The sequence below is a fragment of the Actinomadura opuntiae genome, assembly GCF_030283205.1.
GTDB lineage: Bacteria > Actinomycetota > Actinomycetes > Streptosporangiales > Streptosporangiaceae > Spirillospora.
This window is the reverse complement of the sequence record NZ_JASNWF010000001.1, coordinates 594,294-614,591: the sequence shown is the minus strand read 5'-3', so window position 1 is coordinate 614,591 and position 20,298 is coordinate 594,294. Positions and strand designations below refer to the sequence as shown.

At 74.6% G+C, this 20,298-nt stretch carries 19 protein-coding genes; 13 read left to right on the top strand and 6 right to left on the bottom strand.

All coding sequences use genetic code 11. The features are described from left to right. Positions 1-19: 19 nt before the first annotated feature. Positions 20-1,267: a flavin reductase gene (locus QP089_RS03150; protein ID WP_285909642.1), complete on the bottom strand. Its 1,248-nt coding sequence runs from the start codon at positions 1,265-1,267 to the stop codon at positions 20-22. A 159-nt stretch (positions 1,268-1,426) separates the two neighbouring features. Between QP089_RS03150 and QP089_RS03145 the strand changes: the two genes are divergently transcribed. After that, positions 1,427-2,248, top strand: coding sequence for an IclR family transcriptional regulator (locus QP089_RS03145; protein ID WP_285909641.1), 822 nt, complete (start codon positions 1,427-1,429; stop codon positions 2,246-2,248). Positions 2,249-2,281: 33 nt separating this feature from the next. Here QP089_RS03145 and QP089_RS03140 read toward each other — a convergent pair whose 3' ends face one another. Both QP089_RS03140 and QP089_RS03135 read right to left on the bottom strand, forming a co-directional pair. Then, entirely contained in the window at positions 2,282-3,004 is a 723-nt protein-coding gene (locus tag QP089_RS03140; protein ID WP_285909640.1) for a hypothetical protein, read from the bottom strand. A gap of 48 nt (positions 3,005-3,052) precedes the next feature. After that, positions 3,053-3,715 carry a class E sortase gene (locus tag QP089_RS03135; RefSeq protein WP_285909639.1) on the bottom strand — a complete coding sequence of 221 codons (663 nt, stop codon included), beginning with the start codon at positions 3,713-3,715 and terminating at the stop codon, positions 3,053-3,055. 187 nt (positions 3,716-3,902) lie between these two features. Between QP089_RS03135 and QP089_RS03130 the strand changes: the two genes are divergently transcribed. From QP089_RS03130 to QP089_RS03100, 7 genes are read left to right on the top strand one after another with little or no spacing between them, the layout of a single operon-like run. Beyond that, a complete protein-coding gene (locus QP089_RS03130; protein WP_285909638.1) occupies positions 3,903-5,222 on the top strand; it encodes a WxL domain-containing protein in 1,320 nt (439 codons plus the stop codon). Between the two features lie 56 nt (positions 5,223-5,278). Then, on the top strand, positions 5,279-6,301 hold the full coding sequence (locus QP089_RS03125) for a DUF916 domain-containing protein (RefSeq protein WP_285909637.1): 1,023 nt from the start codon (positions 5,279-5,281) through the stop codon (positions 6,299-6,301). After that, positions 6,298-7,413 carry a hypothetical protein gene (locus QP089_RS03120; RefSeq protein ID WP_285909636.1) on the top strand — a complete coding sequence of 372 codons (1,116 nt, stop codon included), beginning with the start codon at positions 6,298-6,300 and terminating at the stop codon, positions 7,411-7,413. Before QP089_RS03125 ends, QP089_RS03120 begins: the two co-directional genes overlap by 4 nt. Continuing rightward, entirely contained in the window at positions 7,410-9,236 is a 1,827-nt protein-coding gene (locus QP089_RS03115) for an ATP-binding cassette domain-containing protein (RefSeq protein ID WP_285909635.1), read from the top strand. The genes QP089_RS03120 and QP089_RS03115 overlap by 4 nt, the downstream gene beginning before the upstream one ends. Beyond that, positions 9,233-9,823, top strand: coding sequence for a neocarzinostatin apoprotein domain-containing protein (locus tag QP089_RS03110; RefSeq protein ID WP_285909634.1), 591 nt, complete (start codon positions 9,233-9,235; stop codon positions 9,821-9,823). Before QP089_RS03115 ends, QP089_RS03110 begins: the two co-directional genes overlap by 4 nt. 26 nt (positions 9,824-9,849) lie before the next feature. Then, positions 9,850-10,512: a neocarzinostatin apoprotein domain-containing protein gene (locus QP089_RS03105; protein WP_285909718.1), complete on the top strand. Its 663-nt coding sequence runs from the start codon at positions 9,850-9,852 to the stop codon at positions 10,510-10,512. Then, entirely contained in the window at positions 10,509-11,429 is a 921-nt protein-coding gene (locus tag QP089_RS03100) for an alpha/beta hydrolase family protein (RefSeq protein WP_285909633.1), read from the top strand. The genes QP089_RS03105 and QP089_RS03100 overlap by 4 nt, the downstream gene beginning before the upstream one ends. 306 nt (positions 11,430-11,735) lie before the next feature. On the opposite strand, the gene QP089_RS03095 is transcribed toward QP089_RS03100, so the two are convergent. The 3 genes from QP089_RS03095 to QP089_RS03085 form a co-directional block, all read right to left on the bottom strand. After that, positions 11,736-12,218: an isochorismatase family protein gene (locus tag QP089_RS03095; protein WP_285909632.1), complete on the bottom strand. Its 483-nt coding sequence runs from the start codon at positions 12,216-12,218 to the stop codon at positions 11,736-11,738. A gap of 244 nt (positions 12,219-12,462) precedes the next feature. Further along, positions 12,463-13,683, bottom strand: coding sequence for a DUF4437 domain-containing protein (locus QP089_RS03090; protein WP_285909631.1), 1,221 nt, complete (start codon positions 13,681-13,683; stop codon positions 12,463-12,465). Between the two features lie 35 nt (positions 13,684-13,718). Then, complete coding sequence (locus QP089_RS03085; protein ID WP_285909630.1) at positions 13,719-15,212, bottom strand: class I adenylate-forming enzyme family protein; 1,494 nt, start codon at positions 15,210-15,212, stop codon at positions 13,719-13,721. 132 nt (positions 15,213-15,344) lie between these two features. Between QP089_RS03085 and QP089_RS03080 the strand changes: the two genes are divergently transcribed. From QP089_RS03080 to QP089_RS03060, 5 genes are all read left to right on the top strand, one after another. Further along, complete coding sequence (locus tag QP089_RS03080; RefSeq protein ID WP_285909629.1) at positions 15,345-16,103, top strand: FadR/GntR family transcriptional regulator; 759 nt, start codon at positions 15,345-15,347, stop codon at positions 16,101-16,103. A gap of 105 nt (positions 16,104-16,208) precedes the next feature. After that, complete coding sequence (locus tag QP089_RS03075) at positions 16,209-16,727, top strand: MaoC family dehydratase (protein WP_285909628.1); 519 nt, start codon at positions 16,209-16,211, stop codon at positions 16,725-16,727. Continuing rightward, positions 16,724-17,707 (top strand): LLM class flavin-dependent oxidoreductase, encoded by a 984-nt coding sequence (locus QP089_RS03070; protein ID WP_285909626.1) that lies wholly within the window; start codon positions 16,724-16,726, stop codon positions 17,705-17,707. Before QP089_RS03075 ends, QP089_RS03070 begins: the two co-directional genes overlap by 4 nt. Further along, complete coding sequence (locus tag QP089_RS03065) at positions 17,704-18,909, top strand: CaiB/BaiF CoA transferase family protein (protein WP_285909625.1); 1,206 nt, start codon at positions 17,704-17,706, stop codon at positions 18,907-18,909. The genes QP089_RS03070 and QP089_RS03065 overlap by 4 nt, the downstream gene beginning before the upstream one ends. Beyond that, on the top strand, positions 18,906-20,237 hold the full coding sequence (locus tag QP089_RS03060) for an MmgE/PrpD family protein (RefSeq protein WP_285909624.1): 1,332 nt from the start codon (positions 18,906-18,908) through the stop codon (positions 20,235-20,237). The genes QP089_RS03065 and QP089_RS03060 overlap by 4 nt, the downstream gene beginning before the upstream one ends. The last annotated feature ends 61 nt before the right edge of the window (positions 20,238-20,298 follow it).

The window sequence follows — 20,298 nt, the reverse complement described above, 5'->3', positions numbered from 1 at the left end:
CTGGTTCCCTTCAGGCTGGTCAGGACGCGGTCCGGTAGGTGCGGCCGGGCAGGGCCGAACCCCAGAGCGCCTCCAGGTCCGTGGCGGCGGCCACCAGGGCGGCCCGGTCGGTCGGGGTGGCGACGCCGAGCCGGGCGGCCAGGAACAGCACGCCCTCCGCGCACAGGCCGCCGTCGATCCCGCCGAGCGTCACGTCGAAGCCGCGCACGCCGCTCTTCATCGCGGTCAGCGCGTTCGCCAGGCCGAGGCCGCGCGCCTCGCGCAGCCGCACCCGCACGGGCACCGGCCGGGCCAGCGCCACGGCCTCCTGCAGCACGTTGCGGACGACCAGCGGGGAGGCGGCCGCGGCGCCCTCGTCGAGCGCGATCTCGGTGCAGCCGGCGGCGAGCAGCCGGTCGACGGCGGCGAGCACCGCGGCCTGCCGGGCGGGATCGAAGACGTCGCCCACCCGGCCCGTGACGGGCAGCCCGCGCGCCCGGGCGGCGGCGATCAGCCGGGGCGCGTCGGGCCCGTCGGCGATCTCGGCCGTCACCGGGGAGCCGTGCGGTACCCGCGCCAGGCAGGCGGCGTCCTCGACCAGCGCCGACCACGGCGGCCCCGCCGGGCCGCCGCAGCCGGGGACGGGCGGGAGCGGCAGCCGGACCCGGACGCCCGCCGCGCGGACCGCGTCCAGCAGCCGCGCGGCGCCGGCCCTGGTGACGCGGGCGGGCGCGGTGCCGGAGACGGTGAGCCTGCGGTGCAGCGCGGCGGCGAGCCCGGTGTCGGCGATCGTCACCTCGTCGGGCAGCGGGTCGGCGAGCTGGCCCCAGGCGCGGGAGTGGAACAGCAGCGGCGCGGTGCGGCGGGGCGTCTCCGCGGCGCGCACCTCGCCCACGAAGATGGTGTGGTCGCCGCCGGGGTAGGCGTGCGCGACCCGGCAGTCGAGCCAGCCGAGCGCCTCCGCCAGCACCGGCGCGCCGGTGGGCGCGGCGGTCCAGGTGCCGCGCGCGAAGCGGTCGCCCGGCTCGCGGCCGGCGAACCGGTGCCCGATGGCCGCGTGGTCCTTGCCGAGGAAGCTCACGGCGAACACGCCGCTGCGCTCGATGAGCCCGTGCGTGCGGATGCCGCGGGCCAGGCAGACCAGGACGAGCGGCGGGTCGAGGCTGACGCTGCAGAACGAGCCCGCGGTCATGCCGTGCCACCCGTCCTCGGCGGTCGTGGTGACCACCGCGACGCCCGTCGGCCACTGGCCGAGCACCGCCCGGAAGGTCTGTGCGTCGACCGCCACGGCACCGCGCCCTTCGTTTCACTTAAAGAAACACTGTACCGCTGACGGTAACGATGGCGTGGAGCGGGTGTCAACGCCCCGATCGGTGACGAGCGTTTCCGCAAGGGAAACGCGATGGCCTAGACTGCGGCTGAGCCCGGTCCGTCGGAAGGAACCGCCGTGTCGCGTAGTGCGACCTCCCAGAGCGCCCCCGCCTCGCCCGCCGAGGACGGCGAGGGGCAGAGCCGGTCGATCGCCGCCGTGGAGCGCGCGATGGACGTCCTGCTGCTGTTCGGCCGCAGCGGCCGGCCCGACCTCGGGGTGACCGAGATCGCCACCGAGCTGGGGCTGACCAAGGCCGCCGTGCACCGGATCCTGACCGCGCTGCGCAGCCGCGACCTGATCAGCGTGGACGCGGTGACCCGCCGGTACGCCCTCGGGCACGCCGCGATCGCGCTCGGCCGCGCCTACCTGGCCCGGATGGACCTGCGCGCGCTCGCCGCCCCCGAACTGCGCCGCCTCGCCCAGCAGCTCGGCGAGACCGCCACGCTGTCGATCCGCCGCGGCGACACCCGGCTGTACGTGGACCAGGTCGTCCCGCCGCACGAGCTGCGGGTGGAGGTCAGCCTCGGCATCCCGTACCCGCTGCACGCGGGCAGTTCGTCCAAGGCGATCCTGGCCTTCCTCGACGAGGCCGAGGTCGACGGGCTGATCGGCCGGCACGGGCTGGAGGCGCTGACCGACCGGACGATCGTGGACGAGGCGCGGCTGCGCAAGGAGCTGGCGGCGGTCCGCAAGCGCGGCTACGCCACCTCGCAGGGCGAGCGGCAGGAGGGGACCGCCTCGATCGCCGCGCCGGTCTTCGACCACGACGGCCGGGTGATCGCCGCGCTGAGCGTGGCCGGTCCGCTGTCGCGGTTCAAGCCGCGGATGGCCGAGCTGGCGCCGCCGCTGGTGGAGGCGGCGGCGCGCCTGTCCGGCGCGCTCGGCCACAGCGGGTGACGCGGCGGGAGCGGGTGGCGCCGGGTTCACGGGTCACAGGTCGGCGCCGGGCTTGAACACCCCGAGTGCCGCGGCGCCCAGGACGGCCGCCCAGATGCCGAAGACGTAGGGCAGGCAGCCGTTCACCGAGCGCCTGAGCGCGCGTTCGATCTCCGGTGTGGAGCCGCCGCTCATCAGCGCGCCGAACGCGGGCCCGAAAGGGCGCAGCGTGAGGCGGATGCCGAGCCCGCAGGCGATGGCGGCGGTGTAGAGCGCCACCTTGCCGCCCAGCCAGCGCGGCTCGGTGGCGACGCCGAACGGCCGGGCGGCGAGCAGCGTGTAGGCGGCCACGGCGGCCAGCGCGGCGATGAGCACGATCCGGACCGCCCAGTCGGCGCGCCGCACCCAAGGGAAGCGCCCGTGCGTGCGGTGGTCGGCGACGGTCGCGGCGAGCCAGGCCAGCGCGAACACCCACACGAGCGCGACCCGCCACCAGGTGAAGGCGGGCGCGCCGAACAGTTCGGCGCCGTGCGGGTCCAGCGCCATGAGCGTCACCCCGCTCGGCAGGAACAGCACCAGGCAGACCTTCGGGCCGAGGTCTAGCCCGCTCATCACGCTGAGCGCGGTGGCGCGCGCGGCCGGGGTCAGGTCCGGCTTGAGGACGTACCGGCTGGAGTAGAACACCCCGAGGTCGCCGCCCAGCCAGAAGACGAAGAGCACCAGGTGCAGCAGGATCCACCAGCCGTGCGCGTGCGGCCCCACGACCGCCTCCTCCATTTTGGAAACATCGTTCCGGCGTGGGAGACGGTAACACGGGGATCGGGTTCAGGCGGCGCGCGGCCGCCGTCCCGCCAGCTCGGCGAAAACGACCAGCCGGTAGGCGGCGGAGAACTCCGGATGGCAGGTGGTGAGCGTGAGCATCGCCTTGCGAGGCCGCACCCCCGCGTGCTCCGGGACGGGCGCGGCGACGTCCGTGCGGCTCGGGCGTACCACGGTGCGGCTCGTCACCCTGTAGACGAACGTCGTGGTCGCGGTGTCGATGAGGATCTCGTCCCCGCGCGCCAGTTCGTCGTTGCGCCGGAACGGGGCGCCGTAGGTGGTGCGGTGACCGGCGATCGCCATGTTGCCGATCTCGCCGGGGTCCGCCGTGCCCGGGTAGTGCCCGGGCCCCTTGCGCAGGTCGGCCGCGCCGGTGCCCTGCACCACCGTGTACTCGTAGGACGATCCGAACTTCGGGATGCGCAGCAGCGCGTACGCCTGCCCGTCGGCGGGCGCGGAAACGGCGCCGCTCCTCTCCCGGCGCGGCTCGTCCGCCGCGAGCCTGTGCGCCCGCGCCGCGTTCCAGCGCCGTTCCAGCTCGTCGTGCAGGTCGCCCTGCTGCCGATGGGTGTACTCGCCGGTTCCCCAGTACAGGTAGGCGACGAACAGGCCGAGGACGAGGCCGGCCGTCATCGCCAGCTCGGCCAGGCTTCGCAGCACCGTGCGCATGGTCGGGAACGGTAACCCTTCCACAGGGAAACGGCGATCCCCTGTGTGAAACGATTCCGCCGCCACCCGCGCCCGCCCCTTGACAGGGCCGCTCCGAAGCGGTTTCGCTGTCTCCATGTTGCGAAACTCAGTTTCCCTATGGGAAACGAGACCGCGCAGCGGTCCGCGGAAGGAGCGGCGACGCACGATGAGACGCACACGCACGGCCCTGCGCGGAGCGGCCGCGGTCGTCACCGCGGCGGGCGCCGTCTCGGTGCCGGTGGCCGCGGCGGGCGCCGCGCACGCCGCCGCGGGACGGGTCCCCTACCGGTGCACGATCTTCAGCACGGTGTTCGACTACGACGCGACCGTGACCGTCACCGCACCGGCCTCGGCGAAGGCCGGTGACACGGTCACCGTCAAGGCCGACTTCTCCGACCTGCCCGGAGTCGCGCCGCTGCCGATCGACTCGTGGACCACGTCCGGGACGCTCACCGTCTCCGGGGCGCAGTCCGGGACGGTGCCGATCAAGGCGCCGAAGCGGACCGGGCCGGTGCCCGCGCACGGCGCGATCCCGATCGGCGAGGCCACCGGAGCCCTCGCCCTGAGCGGCACCGGCGAGGTGGACCTCGCCCCGGGCGGCCTGACGATCGTCGCCGACGCGGGCGCGCAGGCCACCATCACCTGCACGCCCAAGCAGACCCCCGCGACGCTCGCGACGATCAGCGTCGGCGAGGGCGGGCCGGGTGCCTCGGTCAGCCCGTCCACCGTCGTCCAGGGCGGAACCGTCGGCGTCACCGGCTCCGGCTGGCGGCCCGGCGCCGTAGGCATCGCCCTGTGCGACGCCAACGGCGCCGCCTGCAAGGCCGACGACCTCACCGGCGTGACCGCCTCGGTGGACGCCGCCGGAAAGCTCACCGCGTCGGCGACCGTCGCCGGATCCGCCGCGGCCGGCGCCCGCACCATCGTGGTCACGCAGGGCACCGTGCGCAGGGCGGTGCCGCTGACCGTCACCGCGAAGACGCAGCCGCCCACCGGCCAGTGCTCCGGCAAGTCCGCGGACGGGTGCGGCGAGCAGAAGATCAACCTGACCGTCGACGGCGGGCCGCTGACCATGTCCCAGGAGCCGGGCGAGGTCGACCTCACCCCGGTCACCCTTAACGGCTCCGACCAGACCGCCACCGGATCATTGAAGAAGGTGCAGGTCATCGACGCGCGCGGCGGCACCACGGGCTGGTCCCTCACCGGAACGCTCACCGACTTCGCCTCCGCGGCCGGCACGAAGATCCCGGCGGGGAACCTCACCTGGACACCGGCCTGCACCGCTGCGTCCGGCTCCAGCACCGTGACGCCCGGCAGCGCCGGGCCGCTCGACACCACCACCGCGGCGACGCTGTGCAGCGCGCCCGACGGGGCCGGGCGGATCGTCGGCGGCACGTTCGGCGCCGGGGCCGGCGTCAACCTCAAGGTCCCCGCCGCGACGGGCGCCGGCCGCTACACCGCCGTCCTCACCCTCACGCTGTCCTGACCGTCCCGACCCCCGCGGCCGGGCGCCCACCGCCCGGCCCGACCCCGAGGTGACCGATGAGCCCCCGACACCGGATCGCCGCCGCCGCCGCGGCCGCGGCGGCCGGCCTGGCCGCCGCGGTGACCGCGCCCGGCCCGGCCGCCGCCGCGCCGGGCCGCGCGACCGGGAACGGGGCCTGGTCGGTGGAACCCGCGAATCGCAGTGGCGCCCCGGCCGCGCGCCCCGCGTTCGCCTTCGACGCGCCGCCCGGCGCGACCGTCCGGGACTCCGTGCGGATCAGCAACCTGACCGGTGTGCCGATCACCTTCCGGGTGTACGGGGCCGACGCCTACAACACCCCCCGCGACGCCGGGTTCGCCCTGCGCCCGCCCGAGGAGAAGCCCCAGGACGTCGGCGCCTGGATCTCCCTGAAGTCCTCCTCCCCGAAGATCCCCGCGCATGGCGCGAAGGAGATCCCGTTCACGCTGAAGGTCCCCGGCAACGCCACCCCCGGCGAACACATCGGCGGCATCGTCGCGCTGAACATTGCCATCGAGAACATCCAGCGCAGCGGCGGCGCCCGCGTCGGGATCAGACGCGCCGTGGGCGCACGCGTCTACCTGCGCGTCGCCGGGCCGCTGACGCCCGGCCTGCGCGCCGACGGCCTCGGCGTCGCCCGCACCGAGCCGCTCGTCCCGTTCGCGCGGCACGAGCGAGGGACGATCCGCTACACCGTCGTCAACACCGGCAACCAGCGGATCTCGCCGACCGCCCGGGTCCGCGCGACGGGCGTGTTCGGCCACGAGATCAAGCAGTGGCCCGACCGGCGCCTCCCGGAGATCCTGCCGGGCGAGCGCACCGAGATCACGCTGCCCTGGGACGACCCGCCGGCGCTGGACGCCGTCACCGTGCGGGTGGAGCTCGTCACCGCCGGCGGCATCGACGTCCGCGCGCAGACCCGCTTCACCGCGGTGCCCTGGCCGGCGCTGCTCACCCTCGCGGGGATCGTGTTCGCCCTGTGGTCCGTGCTGCCCCGGCTGATCCGCCGCTGGCGGGAACGCGCGGGCCTGGCCTCGCGCGAGACGGGGGTCTTCCTGTGAGGCTCCGGTCGGTCGCCGTGCTCCTCGCCGCCGCCGCTGCCCTGTGCGGCCAGCCCGCCCCCGCCGTCGCCGCCGCCCGGACGGCGCGGCCCGGCGTGAGCGTCCAGCCCGGCAAGGCCGCCGCGGGCACGACCGCATGGGTGCGCGGCAGCGCGTGGACGCCCGGCACGACCGTCCAGGTCCAGATCTGCGGCGCCGACGCGGTGCACGGCTCGGCGGACTGCGACACCGAGCACGCCGTCATCGCGATGGTCGCCCCCGCCGGGACGTTCGAGGCGGGCCTCACCGTGGGGGAGCCGCCCTCCGCGTGCCCGTGCGTCGTCCGCGCCGGCACCCTTCCGGGCACGCTCGGGGCGCCGGTCACCGCCACCGCGCCGTTCGCCGTCGATGGGCACCCGACCGCGCGGATCGACCGCGGCGCCGCACCGGTCCGCGCGGACGTGGTCGGCCTGGAGATCACGGGGAGCCCGGACCGCGGCGAGCTCTTCGGCGGCCGGCCGCGGCGGACGCTGGTGCTGCGGATCCGCAACTCCGGCGCCGACCCCATCGAGAACGCCCCGCTGGTGGTCGGCTGGGGACCCGACGACACCCCGGACAGCCCGCTGGACGCTCCGAAGACCGGCACGCTGCGGCCCGGCCAGACCGCCACGTACCGGATCCCGGTGGTGCTGCCCCCGGCCGCCTTCGGCCACTTCGTGGTCGGCGGCCGGTACGCGGGTTCGGTCCCGTTCACGACCGGCTTCAACGCCTACCCGTGGGGACTGCTCGGGGTGAACGCGCTGGCCGCGCTGCTGCTGCTCGTCGGGATCCGGCTGACGCTCGGCCGCTGGGCCGGGGCGCGGCGCCGCCGGCGCGGTGCGTCCGGGCGCCCGGCACACGCCACCGTGGCCGCGGCTCACCCGCAGGTGGCCCCGCGCACCGCGCCCGCGGTGGAGCTCGCCGACGTCATCGGCTACCTCGACTCGGTGGCGCCGTCGCCGTCCGGGGCGTACATGGTCGACCGCGACGAGCTGATCGGCTATCTCGAACGCCGGAGCGGCGAGACCCTGCAAGCCGTCGACGTCGAAGCGCTGGATCGCTTCCTCGCCCTGCCCGGGGGAGAGGTGCGATGACGACCCGGCGAGCGCCGCGCGGCGCCGCCGCTGGCCAACTCGCGGTGGCCGCGGCCGGACCGCTAGCAGGCGGCACCGTGCTGCTCCTTGCAGATGCCCTCGGCGGCGTCGTGCAGGTCCCCGGCGAGGCCGTGACCTATATGGCGCTCACCGCGCTCATCCTTGCCTGCGCGGCACTGGTTCCGGCGTTGTGGCTGTCCGGACGGTTGCGTCCGTACCGGGTGGTGGCCGCCGGCGGTGCTCTCGCCGGCGCCGCCGTCGCGCTGGCGGGGCTGGTCCCGGCCGTCCCCGTCTTCGCCACCGCCCTGATGGCCGCCGGCATCTTCGCGGCTCCGCTGCTCGCCGCGCCGAGAGCGGGCGCGCTCCGGACGTCCGGCGGCCCCGCCGGGGGACAGGCCGCCGCGCTCGTCGGCCTGGCTGCGGCCGCGTGGATCGCGACGCTCTGGGCCGCCGATCCGGGGATGGCGCTCGTCATCGCCGGGGTTGCGGCCGCCGTTTTCGCCGCGGCCGTTGCCTTTGTCCCGCACGCGCCGGCCGCCGCGTCCGGCCGTCGCGTCGCCCGGGTGCGGGACGTGCTCGCCGAGCGCGACGTCCGGGCGGCCCTGCCCGTCTACCTGCTCACGGGATGGGCCGCCAGCGCACCGCTCATGGGCGGGCTGCGCCTGCTCACCTTCCGGTGGAACCTGATCGGCGCCGCACCCGTCCGGTACCTGGCCTGGGCACTGCTTCCGGCGGTCGCGCTGGTCGTCGTCGGGCGCCCGACGGCCCGCGCCGCGCAGACCGTCCCCTGGCTGCTGCTCGCCGCGGCGGCCGCGCCGATGCTGATGGCGAGCGCTCCCGGACCGGTCACGCTCGCGGCCGGGTTCACCGTCGCCCTGACCGCGGCCTGCCTGACGTTCGCCGCCCTCGACACCACCGTTCTCCGGCCGCTGCCAGAACCGCGCCATCTGGCGGCGGCCGGTCTCACATGCGCCGCCGCCGCGGCCGGCGGGCTGGCCGGATACGGCTGCGCCGCCGCGCTGCGCGGGACCTTCGCCGAGGGCACCGCGCTGACGCTGACGGCGCTGCCGCCGATCCTGGGCGCACTGCTGGCGCTGCGCCTGCGCGGCCCGCAGACCGCGAAGCCGCCACCGTTCCTGCACGTCCGGGCGCTGTCGGTGCCGCGCGGCCCGGTCCGGCTGTACCGGGTCGGTCTCCGGATGGACGCGGGGGAGACCATCGTGCTGTCCGGCACCGGCGCGAGCGTGCTGCTGGCCGCACTGGCCGGTCGCACGCCGTGCAAGGGCACGGTCTCGCTCGGCGGCGCCGACCTGACCGCGCTCGACGCCGGGCAGCGGACGAGCCTCGGACTGTGCCACCTCGCCGGCCCCGAATTGCGCGTCCCCGCCGGGCTGCCGGTCGCGGCCGGGCTGGCGGCACGCGCCCGCGCGCTCGGACACGCCGATCCCGACGCCGCCGCGCGCTCCGTCCTGGACGTCTTCCCCCCGCTGCGCGAGCTCGCCGCCGCACCCGCCGGAACGCTGACCGGCGCGCAACGCGGCCTGTTCTCGCTGGCCGAGGCGCTGCTCATCCGGCCCCGGCTCCTGCTGGTGGACGGTCTCGCGGGAGGCCCGTGCGCGGCGGCCGTCCCCGCGGTGCTGCGCCGGCTCTCCGCCACCGGCACCGCCGTGGTGGTCGCCGGTCCGGCCGCACCGGAGACGCTCGCGCTGGCCCGCCGCGCCTACACCGTCGAGCCCGGCTGCGTCACCGAAGTCCCCGTCCCGGCGCCCGGCGGCTCCCGGCGGCCACCGGTGGCCCGAAGCACCGGAGGTCCCGCCCAGTGATCGCGATCGCGCTCGCCGCGCTGGCGCTGTCCCCGCTCGCGCCGTTTCCGCTCGCGCCGCCCGGAACGGCGACGGCGGCACCGGCACAGCTCCGCGTCAGCCGCTCCACCGACCTCACCGAGGGCGAGCCGATCACCGTCACCGGGAGCGGGTTCAGCCCCGGGCTGAAGTCGGTGGCGGTCGGGATGTGCCGGGAGGGCTACACCAACGGGCTCAAGGACTGCGACCTCGGCGGCGGCGCCACCTTCGTCAACATCGACGCCAAGGGCGACCTCCCCGAGGTCAGGCTGAAGGCCCGCCCGAGGTTCAACGGCCTCGACTGCATGACCCGCCAGTGCGTCATCGGCGCCGGTCCGCTGCCGGGCACCGTCCCGCCCGCCGTCGTCGCCGCCAACAGCGCGATCGTCCGTGTCGGCTTCAAGGGCTCGCCGTTCAAGGGCGGCGCCGCCGTCCGGACGTCCGCGGCGCCCGCCGCCGGCGCGGAACCCGGCACGGGCGGCCCGTCGACGCCGCTCTGGGCCGCCACCGCCGGCCTGCTCGTGCTCGCCGGAGCCGCCGTCACCGTCGTCCAACGCCGCAGCAGATGACCGAAGGAGCAACGCCCGTGTCCCGAATGAGAAGGCGCGCCGGCGCCGTCGCCGCACTCGCCGGCGCCTGCGTGCTCGCGCTCGCACCGCCCGCGCTGGCCGCACCGAAGATCACCGCCAGCAAGACCAGCGGGGTCAAGGCCGGCGACACGATCACCGTCCAGGTGACCGGCCTGACCCCCAACGAGACTTTCGTGACCCTCGGCGAGTGCAAGCCCGGGCCGAAGCTGCCCACCGACTGCGCCGCGCAGAGCACCGGGGGCGCGATCGTCGGGGCCTCCGACGCCCAGGGCAACTTCGTGACCCAGGCCAAGTCCAAGGACGCCAAGCTCAAGCTCGTGGCCAAGGCCGGCGGCGCCACCTGCACGGCGAAGGCGGGCGCCTGCGTCATCGCCGTCACCGCGCCGGGCAACCAGGGCCCGAACAGCGCCGAGGTCCCGCTCACCTTCGCCGGCGGCGGGAGCCCGGGCGGCGGCTCCGGCGGTGGGTCCGGCGGTGGGTCCGGCGGTGGGTCCGGCGGCGGCTCGGGCGGTGGTTCGGGCGGCGGGGGATCCGGCGGCAACGGGGGCCTGCCGTACACCGGCAGCCCCGACGGCCTGCCGACCTACGCGCTGGTCGCCTCGGCACTGGTGATGGTCGGTGGCGCGGCCCTGCTGATCCTCCCGCGCCGCCGCAAGGGCCGCTCGTGAGGACGGTCTGCGCGACGACGGCCGTGGCCGCCGCGTTCGCGCTGGTCACGGCCGTCCTCCCGGCCGCCTCGGCCGCAGCCGACGAGGACGCGCCCATCGCCTTCGTGACCACCGTGAACGGCGACCCGGCGGACGTCTACGCCCCCGCCGCCTCCGGCATCAGGGCCGACCTCCCGGTGGCGCTGCTGCTGCAGGGCGCCAACGTGAGCAGGTCCGCGTACTCCGCGTACGCCCGCGCGGTCACCGGGTACGGATTCGTGGTCGTCGTGCCCGACCACCGGCGCGTCATCTACGGGCAGAGCGGCCTGTTCCCCGAAGAGGCCCAAGCGTCATGGACCGTCGCGTGGGCCCGCGACGAGGACGCGCGTGCCGCCTCACCGCTCAAGGGCAGGCTCGACACCGGCTCACTCGTCCTGCTCGGCCACTCCTTCGGCGGCGCGGCCGGGCTCGCCCTCACCACGGGCGCCTGCGCTCCGCCGTTCTGCGCCACGCCCGCCGCCAAGCCCGCCGAACTGAAGGGCGCGGCCTTTTTCGGCACCAACAACAGCCCGCCCGGCGGTTCCGGCAACCCGCCCGTCGCCAACACCGTCCCGGTCGCCCTCGTGCAGGGGACCGCGGACGGCCTGGCGGCGCCCGCGGCGGCGCAGGGCACCTACGACGCGATCCAAGCGCCGCCGAAGATGCTGGTGGCCGTGACCGGTGCCAACCACTACGGGATCACCGACGCGCAGAACCCGGCGGGGGCCGCTCCCGACCCGTCCGCTCAGACGGTGACCCAGGAGACCAGCGTCAAGGCGTCCGCGCGCTGGAGCGCGATGTTCCTGCGCACCGTCCTCGGGGACGTGTGGTCGGGTGTCTGGCTGTGGGGCGTCGGCGACGCCGTCGACCCGGCCGTGACGGTCCAGCACGTCCGCTGACCGCAGGCTCATCGACGTGCGGCGTGTCACCCTTATGACCGTGTCCTCATAAGGGCGACACGCCGCAACTCGACGCCTCAGTGCGCGAACGTGAAGCTGGCCGCGCCCAGGCGTGCGGACGTGACCGGCGCCACCGGCGGTTTTGATCTCGGCGCGACAGGTCAGCTCCGGCAGACCCTCGGCCTTGCCGATCTCACCGAACACCGCCGCGTTCGTCGGCGGCACATCCGCGTCCGGGAAGGCGTTGCAGACCCCGGTCAGCCCCGCGCGCCGCACGGCGGTCCTCCCACTGGAAACAGTGCTCTTTCATCGTGCCGCTCCAGGGCGACGGATCCCCGTGGCCCACCGGTCCAGCACCTCGTCGGTGTCGTGGACGTCGGCGTACTTGGCGCCGAGGTCGAACAGCGCGGCCTCGTGCGGGCGCGGGTCCCGGTCGGCGACCGCGTCGGCAACGACGGTCGGCCGCAACCCGTGGCACAGCGCGTCCACGGCGGTGGCCCGGACGCAGCCGCTGGTGCTGACTCCGGTGATCACGACGGAGTCGATGCGCAGCGCGGTGAGAGTGCTGGCGAGCGGCGTGCCGAAGAAGGCGCTGGGGTACTGCTTGCGCACGGTAAGGTCGCCCGGCTCCGGGACGAGTTCGTCCGGCGGCAGCCCCCAGGGTGACCCCTCGTCGAAGAGCCGCAGAGCGGGCACCTTGAGGTAGAACAGGCCGCCGTCCACGCCGCCGGGCTTGAACGAGACGTAGGTGAACACCACCGGGTGGCGGTGCTCGCGGGCGGAGCGCACCAGCCGGGTGACACGGCCGACGATCGCCGGTGCGGGCGCGGCGTACAGAGGGCTCTCGGGGGGAGAGGTAGGCGCGCACCAGGTCGACGACGAGGAGGGCCGGCCTGTCGCCGGGGCCGAGTCGTCCGCCGAAGCCGGCCTCGCGGTAGTCGTCGGCGAGGTCCATCGCGGGGTCCTCAGGAATCATGGCGACGTACCTCCGGGCTCGATCGTCGGCCGCCACTCAGAAGCGGCCACTGCGCGGTCACATGCCGTCGCCGTTCCAGCGACCGGCGGTGCGGCTGCGGACGGGACGGCTGGACAGGATCGGGGCCGGGATCGGGTCGCCCTTCTTCCAGGCGCGTCCGGCGCCCGGGACGTGGGCGAAATCGTCGGTGCGCTCGTCGGGGTGTTCGAGGGAGCGCGGGTCGGCGCCCCAGTCGGCGTGCACCGGGCCGCGCTCGTGGTCGTGGCCGCCGTGGTCGTGGCCGCCCTGGAGGCGGGCGGCGTCCAGGGCCTTGGCGATCGCGATGAGGCTCCTGTCGGTGCCGGTGCCGTGCTGCACGTAGTCCTCGTCGATCTCTCCGCGTTCGCGCTGGTACGCGACCGAGGCGCGCAGGTCGGCGAGGTCGCGGTCGCTGCGGCCGGGCGACCCGGCGCCCAGGTCGTGGGAGGACGCCGACCAGCGCATGCGGCTCTCTCCGGGGCCCCAGTTGATGGCCTCGCCGCCCCAGCGGACCCACTCGCTCTGGGTGTACCAGTTGAACAGCTCGCCGTCGGAGCGCAGCAGCCAGGTCGCGCCGCCCTCCAGGCTGGTGAAGTGGCCGTGCTTCACGCGGGCCGGGCGGAAGAAGTACGTGCCGAGGTCCAGCGTGCCGAAGTTGTACTCCATGTGGCCCTGGACGGTGTAGGCCTCCTCGTAGCACGGGTGGTGCGCGAGGCGGTGGTCGGTCCAGCCCTCCTGCGCGTGGACGAGCCGGGTGTAGAAGCCGGTCACCGGATCGACGTGCAGGTACTTGATGAACATGCCGGGCATCGGGCCCGGGTTGGGGACGGCGTCCCACGTCATAGCCTCGCTGTCGAGGACGATGACGTCCTCGCGGGCGTCCTTCCAGCGCGGCGCCCTGGTGCTCTCGACCGGGTCGAAGCCGGCGTCGCCGTACTCGCGGTAGTGCAGGATCCGGGTGCCCTCGCTGAAGGTGATGGCCTCGGTCGGGACGCCCTTGGGCGCGTAGACGTAGCCGCCCTTGCCTATCCGCCTGCCGTTGTAGGTCATCGACCCTTCGAGCACGTGGTACTCGGTGTTGGCGTGGTGGATGCCGGGACCGCGGCCCCAGTCGGTATGGAAGTCGACGCGCAGCGAGCAGGAGCCGTCCTCCTCGTCCACCGACAGGCGGCGCTCGCTGGCCCGGCCCTCGCCACCGGCGAGTTCGGCGGCGTGCCAGATGTAGTCGCCTTCCTGGATGAGTTCGACGTGGGGTCGCAAAAGGACACCTCTTCCGGGGAGTGTTGCGGGAGCGGTCAGCGGTCGCGGAGCTCGCGCTTGAGCACCTTGCCGGCGGCATTGCGGGGGAGATCGGGGAGGAATTCGACGCTGCGGGGCACCTTCGGGCCGGACAGCCGTTCGCGGCAGTGCGCCTGCAGCGCCGCCGCGTCGACGGACGCGCCAGGACGGGCGACGACGAACGCGGTGACGCGCTCGCCCCACCGTTCGTCGGGCCGCCCGACGACCGCGCAGTCGGCGACGCCGGGAAAGGCGCCGAGGACGTCCTCGACCTCGCGCGGCGCGATGTTCACGCCACCAGAGATGATCATGTCGTTCTTGCGGTCCACCACGTAGAGGAACCCGTCCTCGTCGCAGACGACGATGTCGCCGCTGGTGAGGAAGCCGTCCTCGGTCGTGCAGCCGCCGGTGGCGCCGTCGTCGCGCAGGTAGCCGTTCATCAGGAAGGGGGAGCGGCTGAACAGCTCGCCGCGCTCGCCCGGCCCGACCGGGTCGCCGGCGGGGTCCACGACCCGGACCTCGGTCATGTACCAGGGCAGGCCGACGGAACCGGCCCGGCCGGCGTCGGACGGCCGGCAGTTGCTGACGATGCCGGCCTCGGTGGACCCGTACAGCTCGTGCACGCCGGCATGCGGGAAGGCGTCCATGACCCAGTCCTTCAGGACCGCCGGCAGGGGCGCGGCGTTGAAGTACAGGGTGTCGAGGCTGGACCCGCCGTAACGGCTGAGCGCTCTGGACGCGCGGAGCGTCTGCGCGTGGGTCGGCACGAGGAACACCGACTGGGCGCGGTGCCGTTCGGCGAGCGCGAGCATCCGCTCGGGGTCCCATTCGGGGAGCATGACCACGGTGCCGCCGGTGACGACTGGCGCGTAGCCGAAGACCATTCCGGCGCCGTGGTACATCGGCGCGACGGCGAGGCTGACGCGGCGGGCGCCGAGGCCCCACTCCATGGCGGACAGGTAGCACAGGAGGGTCCGCGCGCGGTGGCTGCTGAGGACGCCCTTGGGCGTGCCGGTCGTGCCGGAGGTGTAGTAGAGGCAGCAGGGGGCGTTCTCGTCGACGGGCGCCATCGGATCGGCGGACCGCGCCGATTCGAGCGCCTGCTCGTAGGAGGCGGCGCCCGTCCCGCCGATGCGGAGGACGACCTCGACCGGGACCGGCGGCTCGGTGTCGGAGATGTGGGCGCGGGCGCCGGAGTGCTCCAGGACGAAGCACTCCTCGGCGTCGGTGAGCCTGGTCCCGACGGGCACGAGGACCAGCCCCGCCTTGGCCGCGGCGGCGATGACCTCGGGGTACTCCAGCCGGTTGCCGAGCCGGACGGCGACGTGGTCGCCGGGGCGCAGCCCGCCCGCGAGCAGGGCCTGGGCGAGCCGGCTGGCGCGCTCGTCCAGCGCCCGGTAGGTCAGTGCGCGGTCGCCGTCGACGACGGCGATGGCGTCCGGCGCGGAGGCGGCGAACTCGCGCACGCCGCCCGCCATCGTGAGCGGGGCGCCGCCGGGGAGCAGTGCCACGGATCCACCTCCGCGTTCCGCATTCAGAAACCAGGTTTCGTTGTGGGATACCCGAGAGCTTGCCCGGTGCCCGCGCGGCGCGTCAATGCCCGGCTCCGGGAAAGTCCGACCTTTGCCGGTACGATGCCGTGCGTGTCCGCCGAGCAACCCTCCGCGCGCCCGGCCGCTCCCATGCCGGCGTACGCCGAGATCGCGGCCGGTCTGCGCGAGCGCATCCTCGCCGGCGAGTTCCGGCCCGGCGACCGGCTGCCCGTCGAGCCCGACCTGTCGGCCGAGCACGGCGTCAGCCGCGGCACCGTCCGGGAGGCGCTCCGGTTGCTGGCCAGCCAGAACCTCGTCACCACCACGCGCGGTGTCGCCGGCGGCAGCTTCGTGGCGCACCCGCGCCCCGACCAGATCGCCGAGTACCTGGCGACCAGCCTCAACCTGCTCACCCTGGACGACCGGGTCACGGTCGACCAGCTGCTGGAGATCAGGGAGATGCTGGAGGTGCCGGCCGCCGGGCTGGCCGCCGCGCGGGGGGACGAGCGGGGCCGGGCCGAGCTGCGCGGCTCGCTGTTCGACCCGGGCGGGCTCGACCCGGCGGAGATCTTCGCGCCGAACCGGCACTTCCACACCGTGCTGCTGGGGATGGCTGGCAACCCGTTTCTGGAGGTCGTCACCCAGCCGGTGTTCCGCGTGCTCAACGAGCGTTTCCTGCGCGAGGACGCGCCGTCGCGGTTTTGGCACGGCGTCGACCGCGACCACCGGGAGATTCTCTCCCGGATCGAGGCGCGGGACGAGGCGGGCGCGCGCGAGGCGTGCCGGGCGCATCTGGAGAACCTGCGCGAGACCTACACCGCCATCGACCGCACCCGTCCGGCTGGGGAGAGGCCGGCCGGAGGGAGCTGATCCGGGTGCCGGAGCCGAACGGTTCCCCGCCGAAGGCTTGACGGCTAAAAGTCCGACCTTTAACTTCGGGGCAGCCCCGCACGGGGCGACCGGAGGAGGCGCCGGATGACTGTCCACGAAGCCCGCATCGGCCGGTACTACGAGGACTTCGCGGTCGGCGACGTGTTCCAGCACCCGTTCGGCCGCACCATCGGCGAGAGCGACAACACCTGGTTCACGCTGCTGACGCTGAACACCAACCAGAACCACTACAACGCCGACTTCGCCGCCCGCTCCCCGGCGGGCAGGGTCATCGTGAACTCGGCCCTGACGGTTGCGCTCGTCCTCGGCCTGTCGGTGATCGACATCAGCCAGACGGCGCTGCTGAACCTCGGCTGGACCGACATCAGGCTCACCCATCCGGTGTTCGTCGGCGATACCCTCTACGCCGAGTCGATGATCACCGGCATGCGGGAGTCGGGGTCGCGGCCCTACGCGGGCATCATCACCGCCGACACCCGCGGCCTGAACCAGGACGGCGACGAGGTCGTCTCCTGGACGCGCACCGTCATGGTCTACAAGCGGGACGCGTCCAACGACAAGAAGTACTTCCCCGATGCCAAGACCGGGCCGATGACGGCATGAGGATCACCTACGGGCCGTGGGGTGAGACCCTCGCCGAACTGGTCGAGGCCGCGCGGGCGGCCGAGGACGCCGGCGCGGAGGCCGTGTGCCTTCCCGAACTGCACCGCAGCGCCACCGTCCCGGCCGCCGCGGTCGCCGCCGGCACCCGCCGCGCCCAGGTCGGTACGGCGATCGCGCTGGCCTTCACCCGCAGCCCGATGACCACCGCACTGGAGGCCCTCGACCTCGCCGAACTGTCCGGCGGACGGTTCGTCCTCGGCCTCGGCAGCGGCGTGAAACGGCTCAACGAGGACTGGCACGGCGTGCGCTGGGAGCGCCCCGCCGCGCGGCTCCGCGAGACCGTCGCGATCATCCGGCACTTCGCCGCGCACGCCGCGTCCAGCGAGCCGATGACCGTCGAAGGGGAACTGGCGAGCCTGCGGGTGCGCGGCTACCGGCGGCCCTTCCCCGCCACCCCGTTCCCCATCTACCTCGCCGGGACGGGCCCGGTGATGAGGAGGCTGGCCGGGGAGATCGCCGACGGCTGGATCTCGCACGAGCTGTGCTCACCCGCGTGGTTGCGCGAGCGCGCCCTGCCGCTGCTGCGCCCCGGCATGGACGCCGTCGTGTCGGCCGCCTGCTCGATCGACGACGACCCGGCGGAGGCGCGCCGCCGCGCCGCGGGGGTCGCCGGATTCTACGCGTCGGTCCGCACCTACGCCGGCTTCTTCGCCTTCCACGACCTCGCCGGCGAGCAGGAGCGGGTGCTCGCGGCGTTCCGCGCCGGAGCCCGTGCCGACGACCTCGCCGCCGCCGTGCCCGACCGGATGGTCGACGCGCTCACCCTCACCGGCACCGCCGGGCAGGTCGCCGACCGCATCGCCGCCTACGCCGGGCACGCCACCACGATCAAGCTGACGCCTCCCACCCACGGGCTCGCGCCCCCGCGGATCCGGTCCGCGCAGGCCCGGATCATCGACCTGATCAAGGAGCTGGCATGAGGCCGCTGGAGGACGTGCGGATCGTCTCGCTGGAGCAGTACGGCGCGGGCCCGTTCGGCTCCCTGCACCTGGCCGACCTCGGCGCCGAGATCATCAAGATCGAGGACCCCCGGACCGGCGGCGACGTCGGCCGCTACGTCCCCCCGTACGCCGAGGGTGAGGACTCGCTGTTCCACGAGGCGTTCAATCGCAACAAGCGGTCGGTGTCACTCGACCTGTCCACCGAGGCGGGCCGGACGGTGTTCGAGGAACTGGTCGCGGTCTCCGACGCGGTCTACTCCAACCTGCGCGGCGACGTGCCCGCCAAGCTGCACATCACCTACGACGACCTCAAGCACCTCAACCCGCGAATCGTGTGCTGCTCGCTCACCGGCTTCGGCATGACCGGGCCGCGCTCGAAGGAGCCCGGCTACGACTACATCCTGCAGGGTCTCGCAGGCTGGATGGACCTGACCGGTGAGCCGGACGGGCCGCCCGCCAAGTCCGGGTTGTCGCTCGTCGACTACTGCGGCGGATACGTGGCCGTGCTGTCGCTGCTGGCCGCCCTGCACGCCGCCCGCCGCGACGGCGCCGGGATGGACTGCGACGTCTCGCTGTACGACACGGCGATCTCGATGCTCACCTATCCGGGCGTCTGGCACCTCAACGCCGGGTTCGCTCCGTCCCGCACCCGGTACTCCGCGCACCCGTCGCTGGTGCCGTTCCAGAACTTCCGCGCCAAGGACGGCTGGCTCGTCGTCGGCTGCGCGAAGGAGAAGTTCTGGCGTCGGCTCACCACCGTCCTGGGCCGTCCGGACCTGGCCGGCGACCCGCGCTTCGCGACGTTCGCCGACCGGCAGCGCAACGCCCGCGACCTGCTCGACCTGCTCGAACCGCTGTTCCTGACGCGGACGGTCGCCGAATGGCTTGAGCCGCTGTACGCCGCGTCGATCCCGTGCGGGCCGATCAACGACGTGGCCGCCGCGCTCACCGAGCCGCACACCGCCGCCCGCGGCCTCGTCGTGGAGACCGATCACCCTCGCTACGGGACGGTGAAGAACCTCGCTTCGCCGGTCCGGGCCGGCGACCGGCCGCCCGCCTACCGGCGCGCCCCGCGGATCGGCGAGGACCTCGCCCACGTCACCGCCGAAGTCCTCGGCTATACCGGGGAACGCGTCACCGAACTCGCCGCCGCCGGCGCCTTCGGGCCGGTGCCCGCATGACGGCGGCTCGCTCATTGGCGGAATGGGCGCTCGGGCTCACCTTCGGGGTCGTTCCGGACGCCGTGGGGCGGACTGCGCTCCGGCACGTCCTGGACGGGCTCGGCTGCGCGGTCGCCGCGGCCCGGCGGGGCGCCGCCGGCGCCGCCGTCCTGACCGCGCTCGAGATGGGCGGCGGACGTCCCGAGGCGACCATCATCGGGCAGCCCACCGGCGCAGGCCGCGTGACGAGGGCCGAGGCGGCGTTCGCCAACGGCGTCCTGACGCACGCGCTCGACTTCGACGACACCCATGCGGGCGGGCTCGTGCACGCGTCCGCGCCCGTCCTCCCGGTCGCGCTCGCCGAGGCGGAGGCGCTCGGGCTCGGCGGCCCCGACCTCCTGCTCGGCGCCATGGCAGGGCTGGAGACCATCTGCCGGCTCGGGGCCGCGGCTCCGCACGGCTTCCACGCCCGCGGCCTGCACGCCACCGCCGCCTGCGGGGTGCTCGCCGCCGCGCTCACCGCGTCCCGGATGCGCAGGCTGACCGTGGACGAGACCGTCCACGCGCTCGGCATCGCCGGGAGCCAGGCCGGCGGGCTGCTGGAGTTCCTCAACACCGGCGCGTCCACCAAGCAGCTGCACCCCGGCTTCGCGGCCCGCGCGGGAATGCTCGCCGCGACGCTCGCTGCCCACGGCGCGACCGGCCCCGAGACCGTGATCGAGGGGGAGCACGGCCTGTACGGCGCGCTGCTCGGCCGCCGCGTCGAACCGGCGGCGGTCCTGGAAGGGCTCGGCGAGCGCTGGGAGCTGACCCGGATCACCGTCAAGCCGTATCCCGCCTGCCAGCTCATGCACGCCCAGCTCGACGCCGCCCGCCGGCTGCACGGCGCCGGGATCGAGAGCATCACCGCCGAGGTGCACCCGGACGCCGCGCCCATCGTCTGCGCGCCGGGCAAGGAACGGCCCCGCACGCCCTACGACGCCAAGTTCAGCCTGCCGTGGAGCGTCGCTGTCATGGTGATCGACGGCTCGGTGACCACCGCGACCTACGACGCGATCGACCGTCCCGAGGTGCTCGACCTCGCCGGGCGCGTCGGCGCCGAGGTCGTCGACTTCGGCGGCGCGGCGGCCGACCAGCCGGGACGGCTCCGCGCCGTCACCCGCGACGGCCGCGCGATCCGCGCCGAGGTCCCGCGCAGCGGCGGCGGTCCCGACGATCCTGACGTCGACCGGACCGTCCGGGAGAAGGCGCTCGCCAACCTGGGCGACCCCGGGCACGTGACCGAGATCCTCGCCCTGCCCGACCGCACGTCGACCCGTCCGCTGCTCGCGGTCTTGGAGGCGCGGTGACCAGCAATGGAGGAAATGCGACCCTACGGCTGTCCGCCTGTGCCGGCACGATTCGGGGCGC